This window comes from Wolbachia endosymbiont of Drosophila willistoni (assembly GCF_040084705.1).
Lineage (GTDB): Bacteria > Pseudomonadota > Alphaproteobacteria > Rickettsiales > Anaplasmataceae > Wolbachia > Wolbachia pipientis.
Window position 1 is genome coordinate 1,191,013 of the sequence record NZ_CP157591.1, and the last position, 21,406, is coordinate 1,212,418.

The 21,406-nt window shown below is 35.7% G+C and carries 12 protein-coding genes; 2 read left to right on the top strand and 10 right to left on the bottom strand.

The window, feature by feature from the left end; all coding sequences use genetic code 11:
* Positions 1-294: a hypothetical protein gene (locus tag ABL518_RS06135; protein ID WP_010082415.1), complete on the top strand. Its 294-nt coding sequence runs from the start codon at positions 1-3 to the stop codon at positions 292-294.
* On the opposite strand, the gene rsmD is transcribed toward ABL518_RS06135, so the two are convergent.
* The 8 genes from rsmD to ABL518_RS06175 all read right to left on the bottom strand — a co-directional run bounded on the left by rsmD (position 291) and on the right by ABL518_RS06175 (position 16,042).
* Positions 291-839 (bottom strand): 16S rRNA (guanine(966)-N(2))-methyltransferase RsmD, encoded by a 549-nt coding sequence (gene rsmD, locus ABL518_RS06140; RefSeq protein WP_010082416.1) that lies wholly within the window; start codon positions 837-839, stop codon positions 291-293. The genes ABL518_RS06135 and rsmD overlap by 4 nt on opposite strands.
* Before the next feature lie 122 nt (positions 840-961).
* Complete coding sequence (locus ABL518_RS06145; RefSeq protein ID WP_010082417.1) at positions 962-1,594, bottom strand: hypothetical protein; 633 nt, start codon at positions 1,592-1,594, stop codon at positions 962-964.
* The gene (locus ABL518_RS06150) at positions 1,584-5,312 is read right to left on the bottom strand and encodes a type IV secretion system protein (RefSeq protein WP_095742764.1); all 3,729 of its coding nucleotides are present in this window, start codon (positions 5,310-5,312) and stop codon (positions 1,584-1,586) included. Before ABL518_RS06150 ends, ABL518_RS06145 begins: the two co-directional genes overlap by 11 nt.
* A gap of 89 nt (positions 5,313-5,401) precedes the next feature.
* A complete protein-coding gene (locus ABL518_RS06155) occupies positions 5,402-8,380 on the bottom strand; it encodes a type IV secretion system protein (RefSeq protein ID WP_010082420.1) in 2,979 nt (992 codons plus the stop codon).
* Positions 8,377-10,764: a type IV secretion system protein gene (locus tag ABL518_RS06160; RefSeq protein WP_348994375.1), complete on the bottom strand. Its 2,388-nt coding sequence runs from the start codon at positions 10,762-10,764 to the stop codon at positions 8,377-8,379. Before ABL518_RS06160 ends, ABL518_RS06155 begins: the two co-directional genes overlap by 4 nt.
* A gap of 9 nt (positions 10,765-10,773) precedes the next feature.
* Positions 10,774-13,338 carry a type IV secretion system protein gene (locus tag ABL518_RS06165; RefSeq protein ID WP_010082423.1) on the bottom strand — a complete coding sequence of 855 codons (2,565 nt, stop codon included), beginning with the start codon at positions 13,336-13,338 and terminating at the stop codon, positions 10,774-10,776.
* Positions 13,331-15,736 carry a VirB4 family type IV secretion/conjugal transfer ATPase gene (locus ABL518_RS06170; protein WP_095742766.1) on the bottom strand — a complete coding sequence of 802 codons (2,406 nt, stop codon included), beginning with the start codon at positions 15,734-15,736 and terminating at the stop codon, positions 13,331-13,333. Before ABL518_RS06170 ends, ABL518_RS06165 begins: the two co-directional genes overlap by 8 nt.
* A 9-nt stretch (positions 15,737-15,745) precedes the next feature.
* Positions 15,746-16,042 carry a type IV secretion system protein VirB3 gene (locus ABL518_RS06175; protein WP_010082402.1) on the bottom strand — a complete coding sequence of 99 codons (297 nt, stop codon included), beginning with the start codon at positions 16,040-16,042 and terminating at the stop codon, positions 15,746-15,748.
* 108 nt (positions 16,043-16,150) lie between these two features.
* Here ABL518_RS06175 and ABL518_RS06180 point away from each other — a divergent pair, with 108 nt between their 5' ends.
* Entirely contained in the window at positions 16,151-17,686 is a 1,536-nt protein-coding gene (locus ABL518_RS06180; protein ID WP_010082403.1) for a lysine--tRNA ligase, read from the top strand.
* 731 nt (positions 17,687-18,417) lie between these two features.
* On the opposite strand, the gene ABL518_RS06190 is transcribed toward ABL518_RS06180, so the two are convergent.
* Together ABL518_RS06190 and alaS are read right to left on the bottom strand one after the other, a co-directional pair.
* Positions 18,418-18,561, bottom strand: a complete 144-nt coding sequence (locus tag ABL518_RS06190) for a hypothetical protein (RefSeq protein WP_153801319.1) — start codon at positions 18,559-18,561, stop codon at positions 18,418-18,420.
* 186 nt (positions 18,562-18,747) lie between these two features.
* A complete protein-coding gene (gene alaS, locus ABL518_RS06195) occupies positions 18,748-21,381 on the bottom strand; it encodes an alanine--tRNA ligase (protein WP_010082404.1) in 2,634 nt (877 codons plus the stop codon).
* Positions 21,382-21,406 lie beyond the last annotated feature (25 nt).

Sequence of the window (21,406 nt, forward strand, 5' to 3'; positions counted from 1 at the left end):
TTGATTGTTGGTAGAAAAGTACTTGAGCACGATCCTGAAAAGGTTTGTGAAAATAAAAATATTCATGCTGATCATAAAGAACATTTAGTTTATTGTGAGGATAATAATGGTACAACAAAATACACCAGTTACGAAGAAAAAGAAAATAAATTTATTGAAGAAGCACATGAATATTTAATAGACTCTGAATTTAATAAAAATTTTGATCTAGGGCAGTACAGAATAAGTAATTTCTCCGGAAACTTGACGAAAATAGAACTGGAACTCATCAATGAAAAGTATATGCAAGTTTAAGTTGATAGAGAAAGAAAAATTATTCTTGCTATACCGTAAATACGTTCCAAGATTATACTAAAGTCTTTATTGCACTCAAAACCTTCGTTTTTCCTAATCTCTAGAATTATCAATGCATCATCACTTAACCAGCCTGAGTTAGCTAGTCCATTCAACGTTGATTCAACTAGATTGCTATTGTAAGGTGGGTCTATAAAAACTATGTCGCATTTTGAAATAGGTTTTGGTAAGCAGTTAGCACTGCAGCAAATTAGCGTAACATTGTCCGTAATTCCAAAATCTTCTGCTGTTTTTTTAGGCAGTTGCAAATTGTAATAATCTGAATCCACCATGAATGCATGTTTAGCGCCGCGAGAAAGCGCTTCAAATGAAAAAGAGCCACTTCCGCAGAACAAATCAAGTACATTCAAGTTATAAATAGGTTTTCTTGAGGAAAGTATACTAAATATTGCTTCTCGAACAATACTCATAGTTGGTCGTGCAGCTAAATGCTTACCTGTAGTTATTTTTCTTCCGCGATATTTGCCTGCAATGATGCGTAGCATATTAAATAAGCTCCAAAATAATTAATTATTTATACTATATGATTAATGTCAATATGGCTTTAGCAGTTTAATAGAGAGAAGCTATCGAGTCGCTTGTAAGAAAAACACAAACACAAGACTCATCAGTTATCTTTTTCTGATTTGCCTGCTGCATTAATTGCTTGACCAATCTCATCTTGTAAATCATCATGATCATTTTTTTCATCATGATTTAGCCCTTCAATTCTGCTTTCTAACTCTAACTTAATTATAGTATTGATTTTATCTATATTATCAAGAAAGCCTCTACACTCTTCTTCACTATACTCTTCACCAGATGCTTTTTTTTCAATAAATAGGTTTTTAAATCCTGCTAGATCAGAATTCTGATCGGTATTTAGTACAACATTTCTCTCTATGAAGCTAAGATCTGACAGCAGTAAGCTAACCTCTAACAGATCTTCACTTTTCACGCTTTTAAGGTCTTCAAGACTTTCTAAAATACTAAACACCTTAATCCTTTCTTGTACAATCTCTTTGTCTTCCTTATCAAATTCAGACAATAAACTATGATTATCTACAAATTTCTCACTCAAAGCTTTATTCAATTTAGCAAAATTGACATCCTTGTCAAGTGATGTGTTATCCCGCAACAAGTCTACCCTTGCCCTACGCGCATTTAAAATGTCGTCGTAGTCATTTAACTTTATGTTGCCATCTTTGTCTTGCTGCAATTTATAATAATCAAGGCCTTTGAAATTTTTATTAGTCTTCATCTTCAATCCTCTTCTCATCTCCTTTTGCATCTGGTTTCCTCATTGGTTCCGGTAATTTCCTTTTACTGTCTTCTCGATTTCTTTTTTCCTCTCTTTCAGCACGTTTTTTTATAGCTTCCTGGGTATTCATTTCAAAAAGTGCCTTAACGTACTCTTCTGGATTTTTTGGTTCTTTAAATAAAGGCTTAAGATTATAAACTTCGTCTTTTCGATCTCTTTCTTCTTTTCTTCTAGCTCTTTCAGCACGTTTTTCTACAGCTTCTGGAGTGTTCATTTCAAAAAGTGGTGAGAGGTTGTAAACTTTATCTTGATTTCTTCTGCCTTCTCTTTCAGCACGTTTTTCCATACCTTCAAAAGCAGATCCAAAATCATCAATTTCATCTGAACCTTTTGGTTCCGTGCCTAAATTTCGTGTCACTTCATTTGATTGATCAGGCTTATCTTCTTCTGTTGGCTGATCATGCTGTAGTTGATTAGGCTTGTCTTCTTGTTCTGTGCTTAGTTCTCGTACTACCTTATCTGGCTGACCTCCCCCTCGTAGTCGAAGAGGGTCGCCTTCTTCTAGTGGCTGATCATGGTTATCTCTTACTAGTTCCGTGCCTAACTCTCGTTCTACCTTATTTGATTGATCAGGATTGTCTTTTTCTGGTTCTCTCTTACGGCCGATAGTGTAATCATGAAGCTTCTCTAAGAAATCTCGCCTATATTCTTTTGCTCTATAGAGTAGGTTATGATCATAGCCATGCTTTCCTATAGAGTCAAGACCATGCTCCCAAGTAAACTTCATAGCATCTTCTATTGTATAGCCCAAATGTGATCCTACGTATCCTTTATAATAATCTAAATATTTACCGATCCTTCTGTGTGTAATATCTTCCTTATCAACTCCAAATGCCCTGTAAATTTTTTCCTCGAGCTTATCAACATCATTTTCAGGCGATGTTGCAAACTTCGTTGCTTCAATAGTAGCACCTACAAATTTACGTGGCACATCAATAGCGTATTTCAGCACTCCTCCAACTCTTGGTACTCTCCCCAGCAGATTAGCTGCACCTCCGGCTAATCTATCCGGTAAATGAGTAGCCCAACTGCCTAAAGACTCAAGTCCTCTACCAGCAAAATTTTGCCACTGCTGTTTGAATCCTTCCATTATGCCAGTCAAAGGCGATGCCTGATACATACTAGATATATTGTAAACGCTGAATCCACCACCAGCGATACTTGAGCCCATTTGTTGTACGAACGTGCGTAAGGAGAACATTAAAAATGAAAGCAAGAATAGTATAAAGATTTCCCCTGCATTGATTAAATAACCTCTCTGTATGTCTTGCACCCTTTGGTAATCGCTATTTTCTTGATAATTTTTGCAATCCTCACAATCTTTACATTTCTGACAGTATTCACTGTTGGGATCCTTATATAAATCATGAAGTTTCAGTATTCTACAACCTTGTTTTTCTACCGCACTCCGCACTAAAGATCTTATTTCATTAATTATTTCCCTATAACTATTGCATTTATTTATATCTTGACAGTAGCGTTTTATTATTTCACTAACATCACCTATCCTTTTCTCTATATTGTTGATCAGTAATATAATGTCAGCCCTCTCTGATGCATGAGATAAACTATTTGTTAAGCGCACTAGATCTTTTTCACTACAGCCATTACTAACTACCATATCACTTTCTGCAATATAGTGGTCTGCTGGATTATCTTTAGTTCCAGGAATTGGATTAAAGAAAGGATAATCTATATAACGAAACCCTTTTATATGTTCACCATTTTTATCTTTAGGGTAATCTGGTGGAAGCGGGATATATCCAGCACCACCAGTAAATTTTATTGTACCACCTTCTCTGCTTATCTTTTCTATACCTTCTATACTTTTATCTATGTTAAGAGAAGAAGCTTCTCCAAGAGTGTAAGGTACAAAAATTTGCCCTGGGGTCCAACCAAAGTACTGCTTATCAACGATACAAAAACCGCCAAACACCCATTTTGGAGCACATAACTTTACCTCGAACCATTTATTGTAGCATACAGTAAAACCTAGTTGTCTATAAAAGGTGTTCATTATCATTGAAGCCAACAATGACAAGAGAGTAAATATCATAATCGATTGTAAACAAAAACTGATGCAGAATTTTATCCAACCTTCAAATAGACTTTTCAGCGGTGAAAATAAAATAGAAATTAGAAACAGTGGCATGATAGCTATAAGAAAAGCTATACCCATAAAGCCAGAGAGAAATATTATGTAAGCATACAAGCACAACAAGAAGTATAGTACAATCCCTATGAAAATTGCCGGTATCATAAGAAGGCTTGCCCACATTTGGTAATGTAAAAACGCTGCAAACTTTTTCCAAACAGAATAAGCAAAAAATTTATTGAACATGTCCTCCATGAAGCTAAACAACTTAGCTTCATCTCCTTGAGCAATACTTCCGGTGTTCATGTTGGGAGCAAAGTTAGTAATTACACTTATCAATTGTTCAAGACCTTTAACGAATAAAACAAGAAAATGATCATAGAAAAATCTAAAACTTCCAGGAGATATAAGCACTATTACTAGAGTGATTTTCATCATTCTGATGAGCATATCATGCTTAGTTTCTCGTATCATGCCAAAAAGATAAAGAAGCGATGAAATCATTACAAATAGAACAAGCAAGGAAAGAACAAAATTGTGAAAGCTCGTACTTTTTTCAGCTATATTTTCGAACATAGCTTGTGCAACTGCAGGATCATTGCTATTAAAATGTTCTTTGCAATTTTCGTTAATCAATAATACACATTTTAGATAGTTATAAATGTAATCAAAAAACCCAAAACTACTTGGCTGCTGCACTCCACTTAAGAACTCAAAAGAGTAGCCACCTACATTATCTAAGTAATATCTATCTAATATTTTTACATATATTTTCCATCCCTTTTTTAACTTCAACTCATTACAATTTCTGTCCTTTAATTTAGTGTTATCTCTGTCTAAAGTAAAAAATCCATTGTCGCCCTCTGCTGTGGAGTTATAACCTAGATGTACAGTAGGATATTGAGGATCGCGCATTAACTTTAGATTTTCGTTAGGATCATCTTTCCCCGTTTGAAACAAAAGATAAGCACCATGACCGTTGGTAAACCAACATGGAGCACCACGTGATACTGTATTTGCACTATCATCTTCATTAATGCACTTGCAATTTACAGTGCAACTTGCATTAGGCTTACTTGAAAATTTTTGTATGCTAGGTTTATAATCATTACAAACTAAGTGAAAATTAGGTAAACTATTATCACTTTGTTTACCTTCAAATTTAGTTGCATATTTTAACTGCTCCAAGCTTTGTAAGGTATAACTGCCTTTTTTAGATTCCTTCTTGTTATTATTACTCCAAGATGTCCATGCACCATTAACTCGCACTTTTAAACTATCTCCATTGGTTTCGAGTCCGGTATCCTCCCACTTCACCACTTGGTTATGGTGAAAACCATAATTAATTTCGCCAGTTTCAGGATCAATAACTTCTCCATCTCCTGGAATAAACGCATCGTGGTCGCTTGAAAAATGAGCGCTTACTGCAATAGGTTTAGGACCAAAATAGTCAGCAGATATACACCTTGGAAAAGGCATATCGTTTTTACTACAACCTGTGATCAGCACATAAGCTGCAAGAAGTAATACCCTAAACCAACATTTGCCTAAACGTGATTGCATATCTAAACTTTTTCCAAATACAGAATAAATTTCTAAAACTTTACTTAAAATATCTTTTTAATTAGTTACTCCATAATATCATTTATATCTTACTCCTCTCCATTTTCTTCCTTGTTTTTAGCTTTAGCACTAGGATCACTTCTTATTGTTTCATCAGAATTTTTTTGCTGATCTGATTGTTTTAATGTTTTAGGTCTATCACTCGTTGTTTTATCAGAACTTCCTTTAGAATCTTCTTTTTTGTCTGGTTGCTTTGGCGTGTTAGGTAATTTAGCCTCAATTTTTCCCCGATCTTTACTCATTTTCTGCTTGATACTCTGTATCATACTTTGGGTCTTATCATCAAGGCCAACGGTTGACAGCATAGCTTGCGATGCGCTCTTAGCAACTGTACCAACACCGCCAGTAACTCCATAACCAGAGCTAAATAGTGTTTGTACCATAGTTTCCGATATAGAAACAAAAGCTTCCATTGCACCGGCAATAATGAGGTATATAAACGCCTGGATTAGGTCTATAGGTAATGCTGCAAAGTGTCCACCAGCCCTTTCTCCGGTACTGAGTGCAACATCAACGCTAGTGCCAGGACTGTATCCAAGAGGCAGTATTGATTTCATCAAGCACAGATCATACGATAAGAAATTTACGCTAATTAAACATTGATAGCATGCAGAAAAATTTGTGAGGTTATATAAAACTGAATACATCAACTGATTTAAAAGAGATAAAAATGAAAATAAAATGACTGGTTCTAATGAAACATGAGCCAACGTTTTTATCCAATTATCAAACAAGGGTTTAGTCTTTTGAAATAGAATAAATACGATAAATAAAGGTGTTAATGACAGTAAAAACGCCACTAGAACAGTAGATATTACATATTTAAACGTAGCGCTAATAATGCATTTTAAGAACATAAAAGTAGCGTAGAGTATTGCCAAAAATGCAATAAAGCCAAAAGGACCAGAGAGCATCAATGATAAAAACTTTAACCAAGTTTCTGCTGTGAATAATACTCCTGCTGTCAAGTCTAAGAATGCAAATTTTCTCCCCCCTTCCCCTATATAGCCAGAAAAGCTATCAACCAAATAAGTGCTACCATCTATAAAAAGTCTGGATAAAGTTGTACCAAAAAGTTCCCAGCTTCTATCGCTAAAGGCAAAAGCTATAAATGCTATCTTGAACATTCTTACAATGAAATCAAATTTACTTAGCTGTATTGTTCCAAGCATATAGCCAATGACAGTAAATATAACGTATAGAGTAAGTAAAGCTCTTACCCCCTGAAGAAGACCTCTTGCATATCCTTTGTATGAATCTTTAACGCTGTCCCCAATTACTTCTTCTTTTATAAATTTAAATACCCCGTTTACATTCGATGAAATAAAATCATTAATTTTTCTTTTGACAAATAAAGTTACACTATACTTATTGTTTTCGTAATATTTGCCATTTTTGTCCGTAATGTCATCTTTCTCTACGTTGCTTACATTGATGCCGAAATATATCTTCTTAGGTTTGCATTCATCTGTTATAGGTTTTTTGTCTTTGCATTCATCTGTTAAAAGACCTCCATCTATTATATAATATACCTTATCCTTTGTTTTATCTAAGTGCTCTACTTTTTTGAAATCATTAGTCTTTGGAGCAGATGGATCCCCTGGCGGGTTATCACCCAAATACACATACAGTTTTTCACCATTGATATATTCACACGATCTAGTCACTTTAACATGGTACCCGCCCCTATTAGCTCCATAGTAACCATAATCTGCTATAGCAAGCATCACACTACTACCATATTTTACATTGTCATTTACTGCATAGTCACTATTTAATTTCAGAGAAAAATCCTCGAAATTGTCACTAATTTGCGAACACACATTATCCTTTCTTGCACCTACTTCATTATCTGGAAGACATTGCATACCTTTATCAGTATCTTGATCACCAAGATCACCAATTTTTGCAACAAGAGCCTCAGCCCAAGATTTATCATCTTCAGTAAAACTACCTGCTTTAACATTCCCTTCCATTTTTTCTAGATAAGAATACATATCACATTTATTTCCTTTATCGTACTTCTTATACCTTATAGAGGAGACACAGTTCCGTTCTCCTGCTCGACCTGAATCATAGCTCCATATACCTTTTCTAGTATAGCATGTATTCTGATAGTAACAATTAAGCTCATAAGAACTGTACTTTTTTTTCTCATCCAAACTACAGTTTTTTCCATCACATAACTCATTCAATCCTATTTTAGCTCGGCGTAAATCGAACAGCGAGCCATGTATCCATGGTTCGTTGTTTTTAACATAACCTTTATTAAAATGTACCTTATTATCATATGGAGTGTACCCATTGCCAACTAGCACTTTGCTTTCCTTTGCTTTTGTTTTATCAAGAGGTAAAAATTTTATTTTATTTCTCTTTCCATCCTTGCCCTCACAAAAAAATTCCTCTCCCTCTTGCTTGCTAACATTCAATATTTCACTTTCTGACACTTTTTCACCTCCTTCTTCAGCTCTATAACAATTGTCATCAAAGCTGATACCTTTCCCTCCTGGATTGTCATAATCAATTGTTATTTTTCTGGGAACTAAGCTAAAGCTTAACTTATCACCAGGATTTACTTTAATTCCAGTGTCTACATAACGTCTATTGCTGCCAAATCCTTTACCACCGCACAATTCGTTTTTATTTACGCCTTTTTCATCAACGCCATAATTATTAGGCACATCGTTAATATTTGCAGCTTTACTATAATTTGGTTCTGAGCCATCAGCACAAAAGCTAGCTGGCACAAGTACTTTCCTTGGATTTTTGTCTTCTTTAAAAGGGCAAAAATTTACTGATCCATCGAGGGTGAATTTGATTTCCTCACCCTTACTAATTACTTGACCAGAATCAACCCAATGAATTTTAACTTCTTCACCAGCTTTATGAACTGGAACATCCACGTTAACACTAGTGTTTCTGCTCTGCAACCCAGGTTCGACACAATCCATGTTACAACCAGTGATTGCAAGACACAGTATCAACAATAGTGATCTTTTACTTATCATTGCTGTCTTCCTGGTGGTGGTATCTGAGGCGTTGACCTTTGAGTCCCTTGTGGTATTTGAGGTCTTGACGTACCTGACTGTTGAGAAGCACCTCCTCTTTCTCTTCTTTGAACGCTTTGTTCATCTAACCCTACTGTTCCCATTAAGCTTTGTTGATACTGTCTTCCAGGTTCGCTTGCTACATAAGCACCAAACAACGAGTCAGATATTGTCGAAGAAGCTTCAACTAAAGCTTTCATAGCGTGTCCCAAAATAACAAAAGCCATCATAGCGGTAATATTAGGTGTATATTTGGAAGCATAACCATAAAAAATACAAGGGTTAAAAATCTTTAAGTTAATATTAAGTATACATGTAGAGCAGACCTCAAAATCAAATACTGAATACACAATATAATCCATAACCTGGCTTATCAGTGATATAAAAATTAAAAGCACTACTGGATGAATCGCAAATCTTGCTAAATTTTTAACCCAGTTGTGAAACATCTGCCTAGTATACGCAAATAAAAGACAAATAATAAAAATAGGTGCTAAAGAAAGCAATAACGCAACTATTGCTATAGATGTAATAAAAGAAAATAAGGCATTAGAAATAGATAAGCTCACTGTGATTAAACCCCAAATCACCAAGCAAAAAGATACAATGCCCAAAGGGCCAGAAAATATAAGAGATACTATTAACAATACTGAATGCGATGACAAGAACCTATTGAGCGGCAAATCAAGAAACTCAAAAACATTTGAAGTAGTGCCTCTAAAATTTGCTATTTCTATTAGTTGTTTTGGAGTGTTAATAAATATAGAGAATGCGTTGTTATAAAAAAAGTCCCAGCTATTATCCTGCAATAGCTGGGCGATGATTCCTATCTTTACGCATATAATTAAAAACTCATATATAGAAATATGAGTTAATCCAAAAAAGTAATAAAGAGTATATAAGATTATATATAGTACTAATAGTGATATTATAGTAGATCTAATGGTATTTGTTCTGCTTGATTTTATAAAACTTTCGTAAAGAGACTTTACAGGACTAGTATCAGAGTGAATTGCGTTAGGGTCTTTATAATTAGAGCCGAAAAATGCAGTTTTCACTTTTTCATCAAAGAAATTATATATTGCACTAAAAGTTTTTGTAGGTGGCTCTTTAGTTGTTAGGTTAATACTAAATTGACCTTCATTTTTGTAATCGCAGCCATGGTCTCTTATTCCGTAATATATGGTGCCTGTTTTGTCTTTTAATTTTCCTTTCAAGTTTTCCATGTCATGAACTTTGCTGATATCTACAGATATATCCGCTTGATTTTCACCAGGCTTATGCTCAGGGAATTTATCGGAAACACTTATATACAAGCTATTTTCCAGACTATGGTTCTTCGTTACTCTTATGTTGAACCCGCCTTTGTCATTTGTATTGTAGCAGCTCTTGTCATTTCTGCTACATAGACTAAAAGTTAAACTTGGTATTTGATGGTCATTCTCCATCTTATGATCACAACTAGTACATAAACCACCACCTGGAATGTGTTCAAGAGTTTCATTATCCATACCAACTTTTAGAAATGTAATGTCAGTTTTTACCTGTTTTCCCTTTAATACGTTACTAATAATTTCAGCAACAACAGATTCACCACTAGAATTTAAAGCATTGAATAGCTCAATTTCTATATTATTATATTCAATATACACGCAATCCTCGCCTCTACGACCAGAAGAAAATTTACATATACGTCTACAGAGTGAATTTAAAATGTGCGTATCTATCTTACTTGCACTGCTCCCTGAAAGCTTACTGCAATCTATATTCTCTCCTTGTTTTATAGAGTTAATAATATTTTCAATTTCCTTTTTTCTTTCATCTTGATCTAACTTCGAAAACCAGTACTCTCTTCCACTCAACCATTGCGCATCGCCTATTATATATTTATTAGGACATATCCCATCCTTGCCACCTTGGCATTTCTCTTGATTTAAAACATGTGCAAAATGTTCCGTTTCTTGCTCGCTACACTTTTCGTCGATTTTCAAATACCTGATTTTTGTCTCACTCTCTTTATCTTTACACACTTTACTTCCAATCACACTAAAGCTTATCGTATCGCCTTTTTTAAGTGCAAATGGTAATGCAACGTCATTTCTCCCAGGCCCAATTGCAAAATCTGCATACTGCTTAGGACAAAAATTAACCTTACTAGGCACTATATCAATCTCTGTTACTCTTATTCTATCTGAGATATTAACACCAGAATCAACCCATTTCTGCTCTGTTGACACTATATCTAGTTTTTCACGCAAACCTGATAAATTTTCTGGCTTAATACAGTGATGTTCCCCGCAGCCTGACAGAAAAAAAAACGGTATTATCAGCAAAAATTTTAGCATAAATCCAACTCATTCAGTGCTTTTGTTAACACTCTCGGAGCTACTAGAACCAGAACCTCGAGATTTACTCTTGTCTCCACCACTCAACTTCTTAGCAGCAGCACCAGCAACTCCAGCAACACCCCCAGCAGCAGCTTTGGCAGCAGATAAAGCTTTGCCCACTATTTGTCCAGGTGTCTGACCTGAGCCAAGTGCTGCTCTATGGTTACCAGCAAGTTCAGCAGCCATGCCAGGAAGAATGTTTAAAAAGTGGTAAAAGAGGAATAATACTAAACACAATTTTAATAATTCTCCGATGAGAGAGCTGCCAAACTCCATGTATGTAAAGTCGAATAGACCAAGTATGCTGCTCTTTTTAAAGCTATAATTTTGCATCATACATGCAAGAGTAGTTTCATTTTTATCACATTCCCCATCTTTCAATTTAAACCACTGTTTTTTCTTACTATATGAGATTTCTGCTTGTTTCTTTTCATATGACTTGTCCGGTTGTTCATTTTTATATGACTCGTCCAGTTCAAAATTTAAATTTTTAAAATAGATTTTATCACATGCTATGAACATAAAGGACAAAAACGCAAAAAGGATAACCGGGTATAAGCTATAGGTAATCAACTCTTTCACCCAGCCTTCAAAATATCCTTTGGTGTGTTGGAATAAAACCATAGGAATGAACAAAGGTGATAAAATGATGATTACACTTAAAGCAACTAGAGATAAAATAAATACATAGCACAGCCACAAAATAACCATCATCATCAGAACGGCCATAAATATACAGACAAGAGCTACTAAAATTTGTCCACCAGCAAAAATAATACCGATTACCGAACCTGCAACTAATAAGACAGGAGCAGCACCAAGCAAGACTGCTAACGTTGCAACACCTCCAGTACCAATTTTGCCACCAATTCCATCTAAAGGGGCACCTAAATAAAATAAAATTCTACAATCAAGCCTATCCCAAGGTGCAAGATAACTGTAAGATACCCTCTTTCCTGCACGAGTATATTCATAATCTGTACCTGCTTTATAATTACATATGCCTTTACTTTCAGATGATGCTTTTAGCACTATCTCTGACAAACCATTTGAGAGACGAGTTAATTCTCCATAATAATGAGACATGGTACTGCCTGTTGTGAAGTAAATCACTAAAGCGAATTTTATGATCAACATATACATTTCTTGAGGCCTCTGAACTCCACCAGACATGGCTTTTATAGAGAACAGTATTAAAGCTAAAACTAAAACAGCAGTTACAGTGTTTTTCAGCCTTTTCTGTGCTACAGATATAAAACTCTCACCATTTGGTGCACCTTTACCTGCAACTAAATTATCTAACGATTCCTTAATGCATTGCACTATCATAGAAGTTACGGGAATAGGAGCTAATGATTTACTCCCTGCCTGGTTATAACAAGCTTCAGAAACATACGAGCTAAAACAGCCAGCATTATCATAACCTACAAAAATTTTCCCCCCTTGTCCGTTGAGTCTTTTTTCTTTAGATCTGATAATAGTTTTATAGTCATCATTATTACCAATAGGAACTTTTTCCTCTCCTGTACCATCTTTATTTTTGAATATCATCACAGATTTTTCACACATAGGAGCAAGTGGGTCAGGTGGCAATTCCGTGCACCCCATATCAACCCCTTGCGGCCAAGGAGTCATTTCGATACCAAGCATGCTAACACTGGCTAACTCCACACATAATCTGCCCGTTTTTCTCACTGCTTTGAATGTAGCTCCATGTATGGGTTCGCTCTGTCCTGCTTTGAGAACTCTACATTCCAGACCACCATCAACCTTCGAGGACCATGACCCATCTACGTATCCAGTGTCTTTCTCCCTGACATCAAAGTCTATGTATCCAGGTTTTCCTCTGGAATTAAAGTCTACCTTATTAAAAAGATTACCAAAAGTTAAAGGGTTTCGATGACATACTTCTATATATTCACTGTATTGCACACCATTTTTTGGCCAGTAATAACTCTCTGTACTCTCCTGAACGTTAGAATTTAAGGCTTCTTTTTCTGCTCTTTTCCCGTCATAATCTTTTTTGTTCACGTCTTCCCGAGCTTTATTTTGCAAACAAGAAAAATATTCCTCTTCTGTTTGGTAATTTTCATTGGTGCAGCCACTATAACCTGTGTCTTCTAATTTAAAATTTTTGTATTTTCCATCATGATCACGTGCAACTGGGTGTTTAACAAAACTATGTTCACAAACAACAAGCCCTCCTATCGCTTTCCAGACTCCAACAATTGCAGCTATCATTCCAACAATAACAAGAGCGGTAAACAAACCAGCAGAAGAAACGATCAAAACAATGCCAGTAAATATTGCGCCAACAGCAATCGCTATTCCAGCAAGTGCTGCAGCTGTTTTAAACGCTCCACAATCAGGATTAGAGGCACGACTAAAACTGCCAGTGGAATTAAATCTGCTAACAAATTCTGTCTTGTCAGTACCACTTACTCCATCTGCAAGCACTGGATATGAGAGTAAAAAGTCTATATTTAGTAAAAATATCGCAATTAATAGCAATGACAGCTTAGTCTTAAACATTTTTTACCTTCTGATAAAATATAGGCAACCATACTTTTGGGTTGTCCCCAACTTCATTTAATATATCGTGTAACAATAGAACACTTTCTGCACGTCCGGATAATACGTTGATTATATCATCCAGGCCTTTTAAGTCTATTCTAGCTACTACAGCATTGACTCCTTGTTTCACCAAAAAGAATCTAGTACTCGGATCTGTGTGCTTAATTAATATATATTCACGTTCAGTTAACATAAAAACATCCCGATAGACACTAGTAGCTTTCAGATTTGGTAAAAAAATCTGTGTCGCTGTTTGTTGTACAAGCGTATCGCTAATAGTACTTTTACTTGCATCCTCAACACTCTGAGTAGCAAAAATCACAAAAGCATTTAGTTTTCTCAGTACCTTCAACCAGTCTTTTATCTTGGGTGCAAAAACTGGGTTATCTATTAACGCCCATGCCTCATCAAGAACGATAATAGATGGAGTGCCATCAAGAGATATACTAATCCTATGAAATAAATAAATCAAGACCGGTCCAAGAGCAACAGGATCTTTGAGCAAGCTAGCCATCTCAAAACCAAATACTCTTGCTCGTGAAAAATCTAGCAAATCTTCTTTATTGTCAAATATTGCAGCATGAGAACCATTATCATGCCACATAGATATTGCCCCAGCTAGAGTATCAGGACCTGCAAGCCCTAAAAACGGTACGAGGTTTCTCAAGAATCTGTCTTCTTTTCTTAATTTAAAATTTCCTTCAATTGCATCATTAATTCGTGCAATATCTTCTGAAGTAAATTTATCATTATATACCGAAATTAAAGACTTTATCCACTCCATTAAAAATGTTCTATTATCAGAGGTATCATCAAGTTGTAAAGGATTAAAATTTGTTTTAGTTCTTGGTTCTATTACAGTATAGATACCACTAAGTGCTCTTAAGAAAATCTCTGCACCGCGATCTTTATCAAAAAAGAATATCCTTGGAGAAAACTTCATCGCTTGGGCACACAGGAAATTCATTAAAACAGTTTTACCAGCACCAGTTGGGCCAATTATCATAGTGTGTCCAACATCCCTTATATGAAAGTTGAAAAAAAATGGAGTACCAGATGTCGTGTCAAAAACTGTAACGGCATCTCCCCAGTGGTTATTGAATTTATTACCAGTAGGATAATTATGTTGAGATGCAAATCCAGCCAAATTAAGACTACTTATTGTAGCTTTTCTCACTATATAATCGAAATTACCAGGAATTTGCGCCCAAAATGCTGGTTCAAGGTTAACTCTCTCACGTATAGGGTAAACACCGCAATTAGAAAGCTCTGATTCTACCAACGACAGAGCGTTATCCAATGATTTAGGACTTTTTTCTATACATAAAATAGTCAGGTGATGTTGACCAAACGCAATCTTACCACTCATTGCGTCATCAAGCGCTTGAGAAATTTCTGCTATTTGAGAAATAGCTTTATCTGCAGACTGTATCATTCGATTTTGCTGTATCTGCATTTTTCCAATCGCCATTTGCCTGTTTATAAATTGAAAAGATTGCGTAATTATAAACTCGTAAGGAAGTTGTAAAAACGAATCAAGCATTCCTGCAGAAGTATGATTTCCATATTCTTTGATACTAATTATTCCAGCATATTTACTCTCATTATGAGTCACAACCTGTATCATCTTACGGCCAAAGAATAACCTATGTACTGGTAAGTACCTTGATATTTCAGTTCTTAGCGGAAAAAGCGTATTTGTAACGAATCCACAATTTACGATTCTAGATAGAAACTCCATTATTTCGCAGAACAAACCATCTGGAGTTTCTTTTACTCCAAGAATTTTAGGCGAATAATTTCTAAGGCTTGTCACTACACGATTTGTCGTTTCCTCTAAATCTTCATACGTGGCACGTATATCACTTTCCCAAGCATGTTTTGAAGTTACATGTCCGAATTTTTTTAGTAGATGTGACAAAAATTCTACTCCTTTTGTGTCCGCTCTACGGATAATCGTAATGTATAGGTCATTAACAAATGATTGCCTTGTTGCGTGTTTTTCTCTCCATTTTAGATTTACGTGATTAGCGAAAAAATTCGGCAAACCTTGACTTGCAAATTCATCAGAAAAAATATTTTTCTTACGTCTGATAGTATGAAAATACAAACTAAATGCCGGAGATGAAATGCTTCTTAGCATCTGATTCCTGATGTTGTTCTGTATGACTAAATCCTCGTCATCGGCAGTTTCAAATGCAAAACCACTTAATTTTATAACCTTAACCAACCAATTTTCTTTTGTCATCAAGGTTGTGCTATTCCAATAGCAAGAATAAGGAATAAATTCAGCAGCGTGAACTTCCCTGTTCAGAGTAGATTTATTCTTTGATTGAATAGCCCTAAACCTCAGCATCACACAACGTTAAGCAATATCATAAGAATTGACTCCATGGTAAAAACGATTTAAACATTTCGAGCACTTTCCCAATTTTACCATAAATAATTCAATAAACAACGGTTCTTTTGCAGAAGCTATATAACCAAGTCCATGTATACCTGGTAACATTAAGAGAATCACTCTTAAATCATTTGAATTAATGAAAATTAGCATGCAAATCAGGACGTTTAATATTGCAAACATATAACTCACACCAAAGAGCATTGCAGGTCTTGTAAGACCTTTAAATAATTGATCTGTTTGTATACTACCTGTGGACATATCTTTAACCTTCTAATAATAGCTCTAACACTAATACTATATCATTATATTAAAAATCCATTGAAACTAGTAGCACTTTAAGTTAAGATGCATTATTTAATCCCGATAATGACAAATTGGCCATTTCAAGAAGCAGAAAAAATATTGCAAGAGTTTCCTAATAAAAAAGAAATAATATTTGAAACTGGTTATGGACCCTCTGGTTTACCCCACATAGGAACCTTTGGAGAGGTTTTCCGCACTACAGTTATTGTAAATGCATTAAAAAAAATAGCTCCTGGTATAAAAACCAAAATCATTGCAGTTTCAGATGATATGGATGGTTTGCGAAAAATACCAGATAATGTGCCAAATCAAGAGATGCTAAGAGAGCACTTAAATAAACCATTGACTATGATACCTGATCCATTTGGCACTCATCAGAGTTATGGTCATCATATGAATTCATTGTTGTGTAAATTTCTTGATATGTTTGAATTTGAATACGAGTTCAGGAGTGCAACAGAGTGTTATAAATCTGGCGTTTACGATGAAAAACTTTTACTCTTACTGAAAAATTATGATAAAGTGATGGACGTAATGCTTCCATCATTTCGGGAAGAAAGACAGCAGACTTATAGTCCATTCTTGCCAATATGCCCAAAAACTTCTCAAGTTTTACAAGTTCCAGTAATTGAAACAAATACAGAGAAAGGAACAATCACATATGAAGACCCAAACGGGGAAAAAATAGAAGTTCCAGTGACAAAAGGAAAATGTAAACTGCAATGGAAACCTGATTGGGGAATGAGGTGGGCCGCATTTGGAGTAAATTACGAAGCTCACGGAAAAGATTTAACTCCATCTGCTGTGCTTTCAAGTCAAATATGTGAAATACTTGGAGAAAAGCCACCACTTCTGTTTTGCTACGAGCTTTTCCTTGATAAAGAAGGAAAGAAAATATCAAAATCAAAAGGAAATGGCATTTCAATTGAAGAGTGGCTAACTTACGCACCAACAGAGAGCTTAGCATTGTACATTTTTCAGAGTCCTAAAAAAGCTAAACGTTTATATTTTGATGTGATACCAAAATCAACTGATGAATATTTAGAATTTGTAAAGCGTTATCATGAGAACAAAGAAAAGGATATAAATAATCCTGCTTGGCACATTCACCAGGGCAATGTTCCCAGTATAGAAACTTCAGGCATAAATTTCTCACTACTTTTAAACCTAGCAGCAGCTTGTAATGCTGAAAACAAAGAGATCCTATGGGGTTTTATATCCTCTTATGCACCAAACGTTACACCAGAAAATAATAAAATGCTTGATAGACTTTCAGACTTTGCAGTAAAGTATTATCACGATTTTATCAAGCCAACAAAATCATATAAAACTCCAAATGAAAAAGAAAAAGCAGCGTTACTAGATTTGAAGGACACTTTACATTCTCTATCTACAACTGCTACTGCTGAAGAAATTCAATCTCAGGTATTTTCTATTGGAAAAAAATATGATTACACCAACTTACGTGACTGGTTTCAGCTATTATATGAAACGTTACTTGGCCAAAAAACCGGTCCAAGAATGGGATCTTTCATAAAGCTTTACGGAATAGGTAATACGATTTCTCTCATAGAAAGCGCTACTAAATGTATACTTTAGAGTTTACCTCCTTTCATTTGAGCTCTTTAGTTTTAATAAGAATTCCTTGACAAACTCCGCTAGCCCCCTTATCATGAAACTGAAGCTATTGTATTTGCTTTCGCCAATCTGCAGATTAAAAGGTAAGGATTACTTAATGTATCGGCGTCTTATGTTCAATTTTTTGCAGTATATAGATACTGTATGTCTTTACAAAACTTCATCTACATCTAGATTTTTATCTAAATAAGCTGAACGCGCTTATAAAGCGTTACAAGACATCAAAAAATGCCAATACTCGACAGAGATAGTAAAAGACTAGCTAACTCGGGGATTCTTTGTCTTTTTTTCTGCTTAGTAAATTTCTTAAACGTTTGCAGCATAAGTTAGTTGCAATTAAAAGCAGCTGAACTTCGCTTGTCAAGCGTTTAAAACATAAAAAACGCCAATATTTTAAAGCGGATAATAACCACGGGGCTTCTTTTGCCTTTTTTTTCATTTGGTAAATTTCTTAATGTTTGCGGCTGAACGACAACCGTCATCCCGCTACTTGTTAGCGGGATCTCTCGTTAGCGGCTGAGATACCGCGAATGAATCGCGGTATGACGGTTCGCGGCGGCATGAAGATAAGGTTTATACCTTGTCATCCCAGTGCTTGACACTGGGATCCAGCTTTCTTTATAAATTCACCAAAAGTGCTTCATTCTATAACGCAAAACCCATACTCACCAAATCCAATGCATTACTTGCAATTAAGTTTCCTGGATCCCAGTGTCTGGGCACTGGGATGACACCATCATAAAGGAATCAGTGTCAGCTACTTTCATGACACCATTCTTTTTCCTGGATCCAAGTAGTCGAGCTACTTGGATGACAGCTAGCCTGACAACCGTCATCCCGCTACCTGTTAGCGGGATCTATGCTAAGAGATACCGCGAATGAATCGCGGTATGACGGTTTGCAACGGTATGACGGTTCGCGGCGGCATAGTAATTCGTCATCCCGCTGCTTGTTAGCGGGATCTCTTGTTAGCGGCTAAGAGATACCGCGAATGAATCGCGGTATGACGGTGTAGACGATGGTTAAGTATCCCGCTGCTTGTTAGCGCCGCGGCGGTATGACGGTTCGTGGTGGTATGACGTAGAGTGCTTAGAAGCTGTTATTTTGCTATAAATGGCTGTAATGGCATCATCTATTTTATTGCTATCACAGCCTGTTTGTGCAAGTTCAGCATTCCCACCACAGTTCTTTTTAACTGCTATGGATATTAGTTCTTTTGCGCTAATCTTATTGATTAAGTCTTTACTTACTTTAATAATCAAGACTGTTTTATCTTTTTCTGTTGCCGTAAAAGCTATTACCGTTTTTGGTTTTTGTTGCTGCAAAACAAACTCTCTTATTACATTTGCTGGAATATCAGTGAAAGTGTGGCTTATAAAATTTATTCCATTTATTTCGGTGCTTTTTATATTCTCTGCACTCACAAGCTTTTTATATAGGTTTTTTATTTTGGTTTCGGATTTTTTGTGTTCTTGACTTAAAATACTTAATCTGCTTGTTATTTCACTCACTGGCGCTTTTACGAATTCTGCAACTTTTTTTAAGTTAATTTCATTATCACGTACATAATTGATTGCTTCCTGACCAGTTAAAGCTTCAATTCTCCTCACTCCAAAAGCAACAGAACTCTCTGTTACTATCTTAAACAAACCAATTTCTCCAGTATGTTCAACGTGTGTGCCACCACACAGTTCCCTTGAATCTCCAATCTTCACTACTCTTACTTGGTTGCCATATTTTTCACCGAATAACGCCATAGCTCCTTCGTCTATTGCCTGATTCATGCTTTGAATTTTTGTAGATGCGGAAAGATTTTCTCTGATTAGAGAGTTTACCATATCCTCTACCCAAAACAACTGATCTTGAGTCATTTGAGTGTTATGGCTGAAGTCGAATCTCAGTCTATCTGGTGCAACTAGGGAACCTTTTTGAGTGACATGATCACCTAGAATTTTTCTGAGTGTAAAGTGCAGAAGATGTGTAGCTGAATGATTTCTTCTTAAGGTTTGCCTTCTTTCCTTGTCAATGCTTGCTGCAACTGTGTTACCTTTACAAATTGAACCGAACTTAACTATGCATCTGTGCAAATATAGGTCATTAACCTTATTGGTATTCTCGACTATAATAATACTTCTATCAGATTTGATCAGACTGCCAGTATCTCCCACTTGTCCACCTGACTCGCCATAAAAAGGTGTTTTATCAAGTATAATGGTTATCTTTTCTCCCTCCTTTGCAGAATCAATTACTTCATTTTTAGAGGAAACTATAGCTAGTATTTTCGCATCACTTACTTCATTGAACTCATAACCAACAAATTTTGTTTTGCCAAATTTATTGATCAAATCAAACCATACTTGCTCAACAGATTTTTCACCAGATCCAGCCCATTTAGCACGTGCTCTCTCTTTTTGTTCTCCCATTGCATCATCAAAACCCTTCTGGTCAAAATTTATTTTTTTCTCTTTTAAAATATCAAGTGTAATATCCAAAGGAAATCCGTAGGTGTCATATAGCTTAAACGCTGATTCTCCAGGCAAAGTATCGCCCGATTTTAAATCTGTAGTGAATTTCTCCAGGAGATTGATACCTTTCATCAAAGTGTCTTTAAAGTTTTCTTCCTCTGATTTTAACGTCGTTTCTATTAAGCTTTTAGCTCTGACTAATTCAGCTCCCATATAAGCCGAACTCGTGCTATCTATCAACACTGGAAAAATACGATGGAGTAGGGAATCATTATATCCAAGCAGGTGAATATAACGTGTGGCTCTCCTAATTAATCTGCGTAATACGTAATTCCTGCCCTCATTTCCAGGAAGCACTCCTTCTGCGATGAGAAATGCAGCCGCGCGAAGATGATCTGCTATGATCTTATGCGCTATTTTATTTTCCGTTCTTCCACAGTACTCTTGTGATTTACTTATCAGAGCAGAAAATAGATCAATATCATAGTTATCATGGACGTTTTGCATAACAGCCGCTATTCTTTCAAGGCCCATTCCAGTATCGATGCATTTTTTTGGCAATTTGTGTAAATTACCTTCTTCATCTTTGTTAAACTCCATGAATACCAGATTCCAGATTTCAACAATTCTATCGCCCTCTTGTAAATTAGGACTCCCATGGTCATAAAAAATTTCAGAACATGGACCGCACGGACCAGTGCTTCCCATACTCCAAAAGTTATCATCCGTTGTAATTCTTATGATTTTATCACTTGAAAAGCCACTTATCTTACGCCAAATCTCGTACGCCTCATCATCAGTATGGTAGACGGTTATGGATAGTCTGTTTTTATCAAGAGATAACTCTTTAGTGATAAATTCCCACGCAAATTCTATCGCAGTTTCCTTAAAGTAATCACCGAAGCTAAAATTTCCGAGCATTTCAAAAAATGTGTGATGCCGAGTTGTATAGCCAACATTTTCCAGATCATTGTGTTTACCGCCTGCTCTTAGGCACTTTTGACTTGAGACAGCACGTTTCATTTCAGTTTTTTGAGCACCAGTAAAAATATTTTTAAACTGCACCATACCAGCATTTGTGAACATGAGCGTTGGGTCATGTTCTGGAATCAAAGGAGAAGAAGAAACCTGCTCGTGGTCATTATTTACAAAAAATTTTATAAATCTTTCTCTGATTTCGTTTAGCTTCATCGTTTTTATTGAGGTTATCTATAAA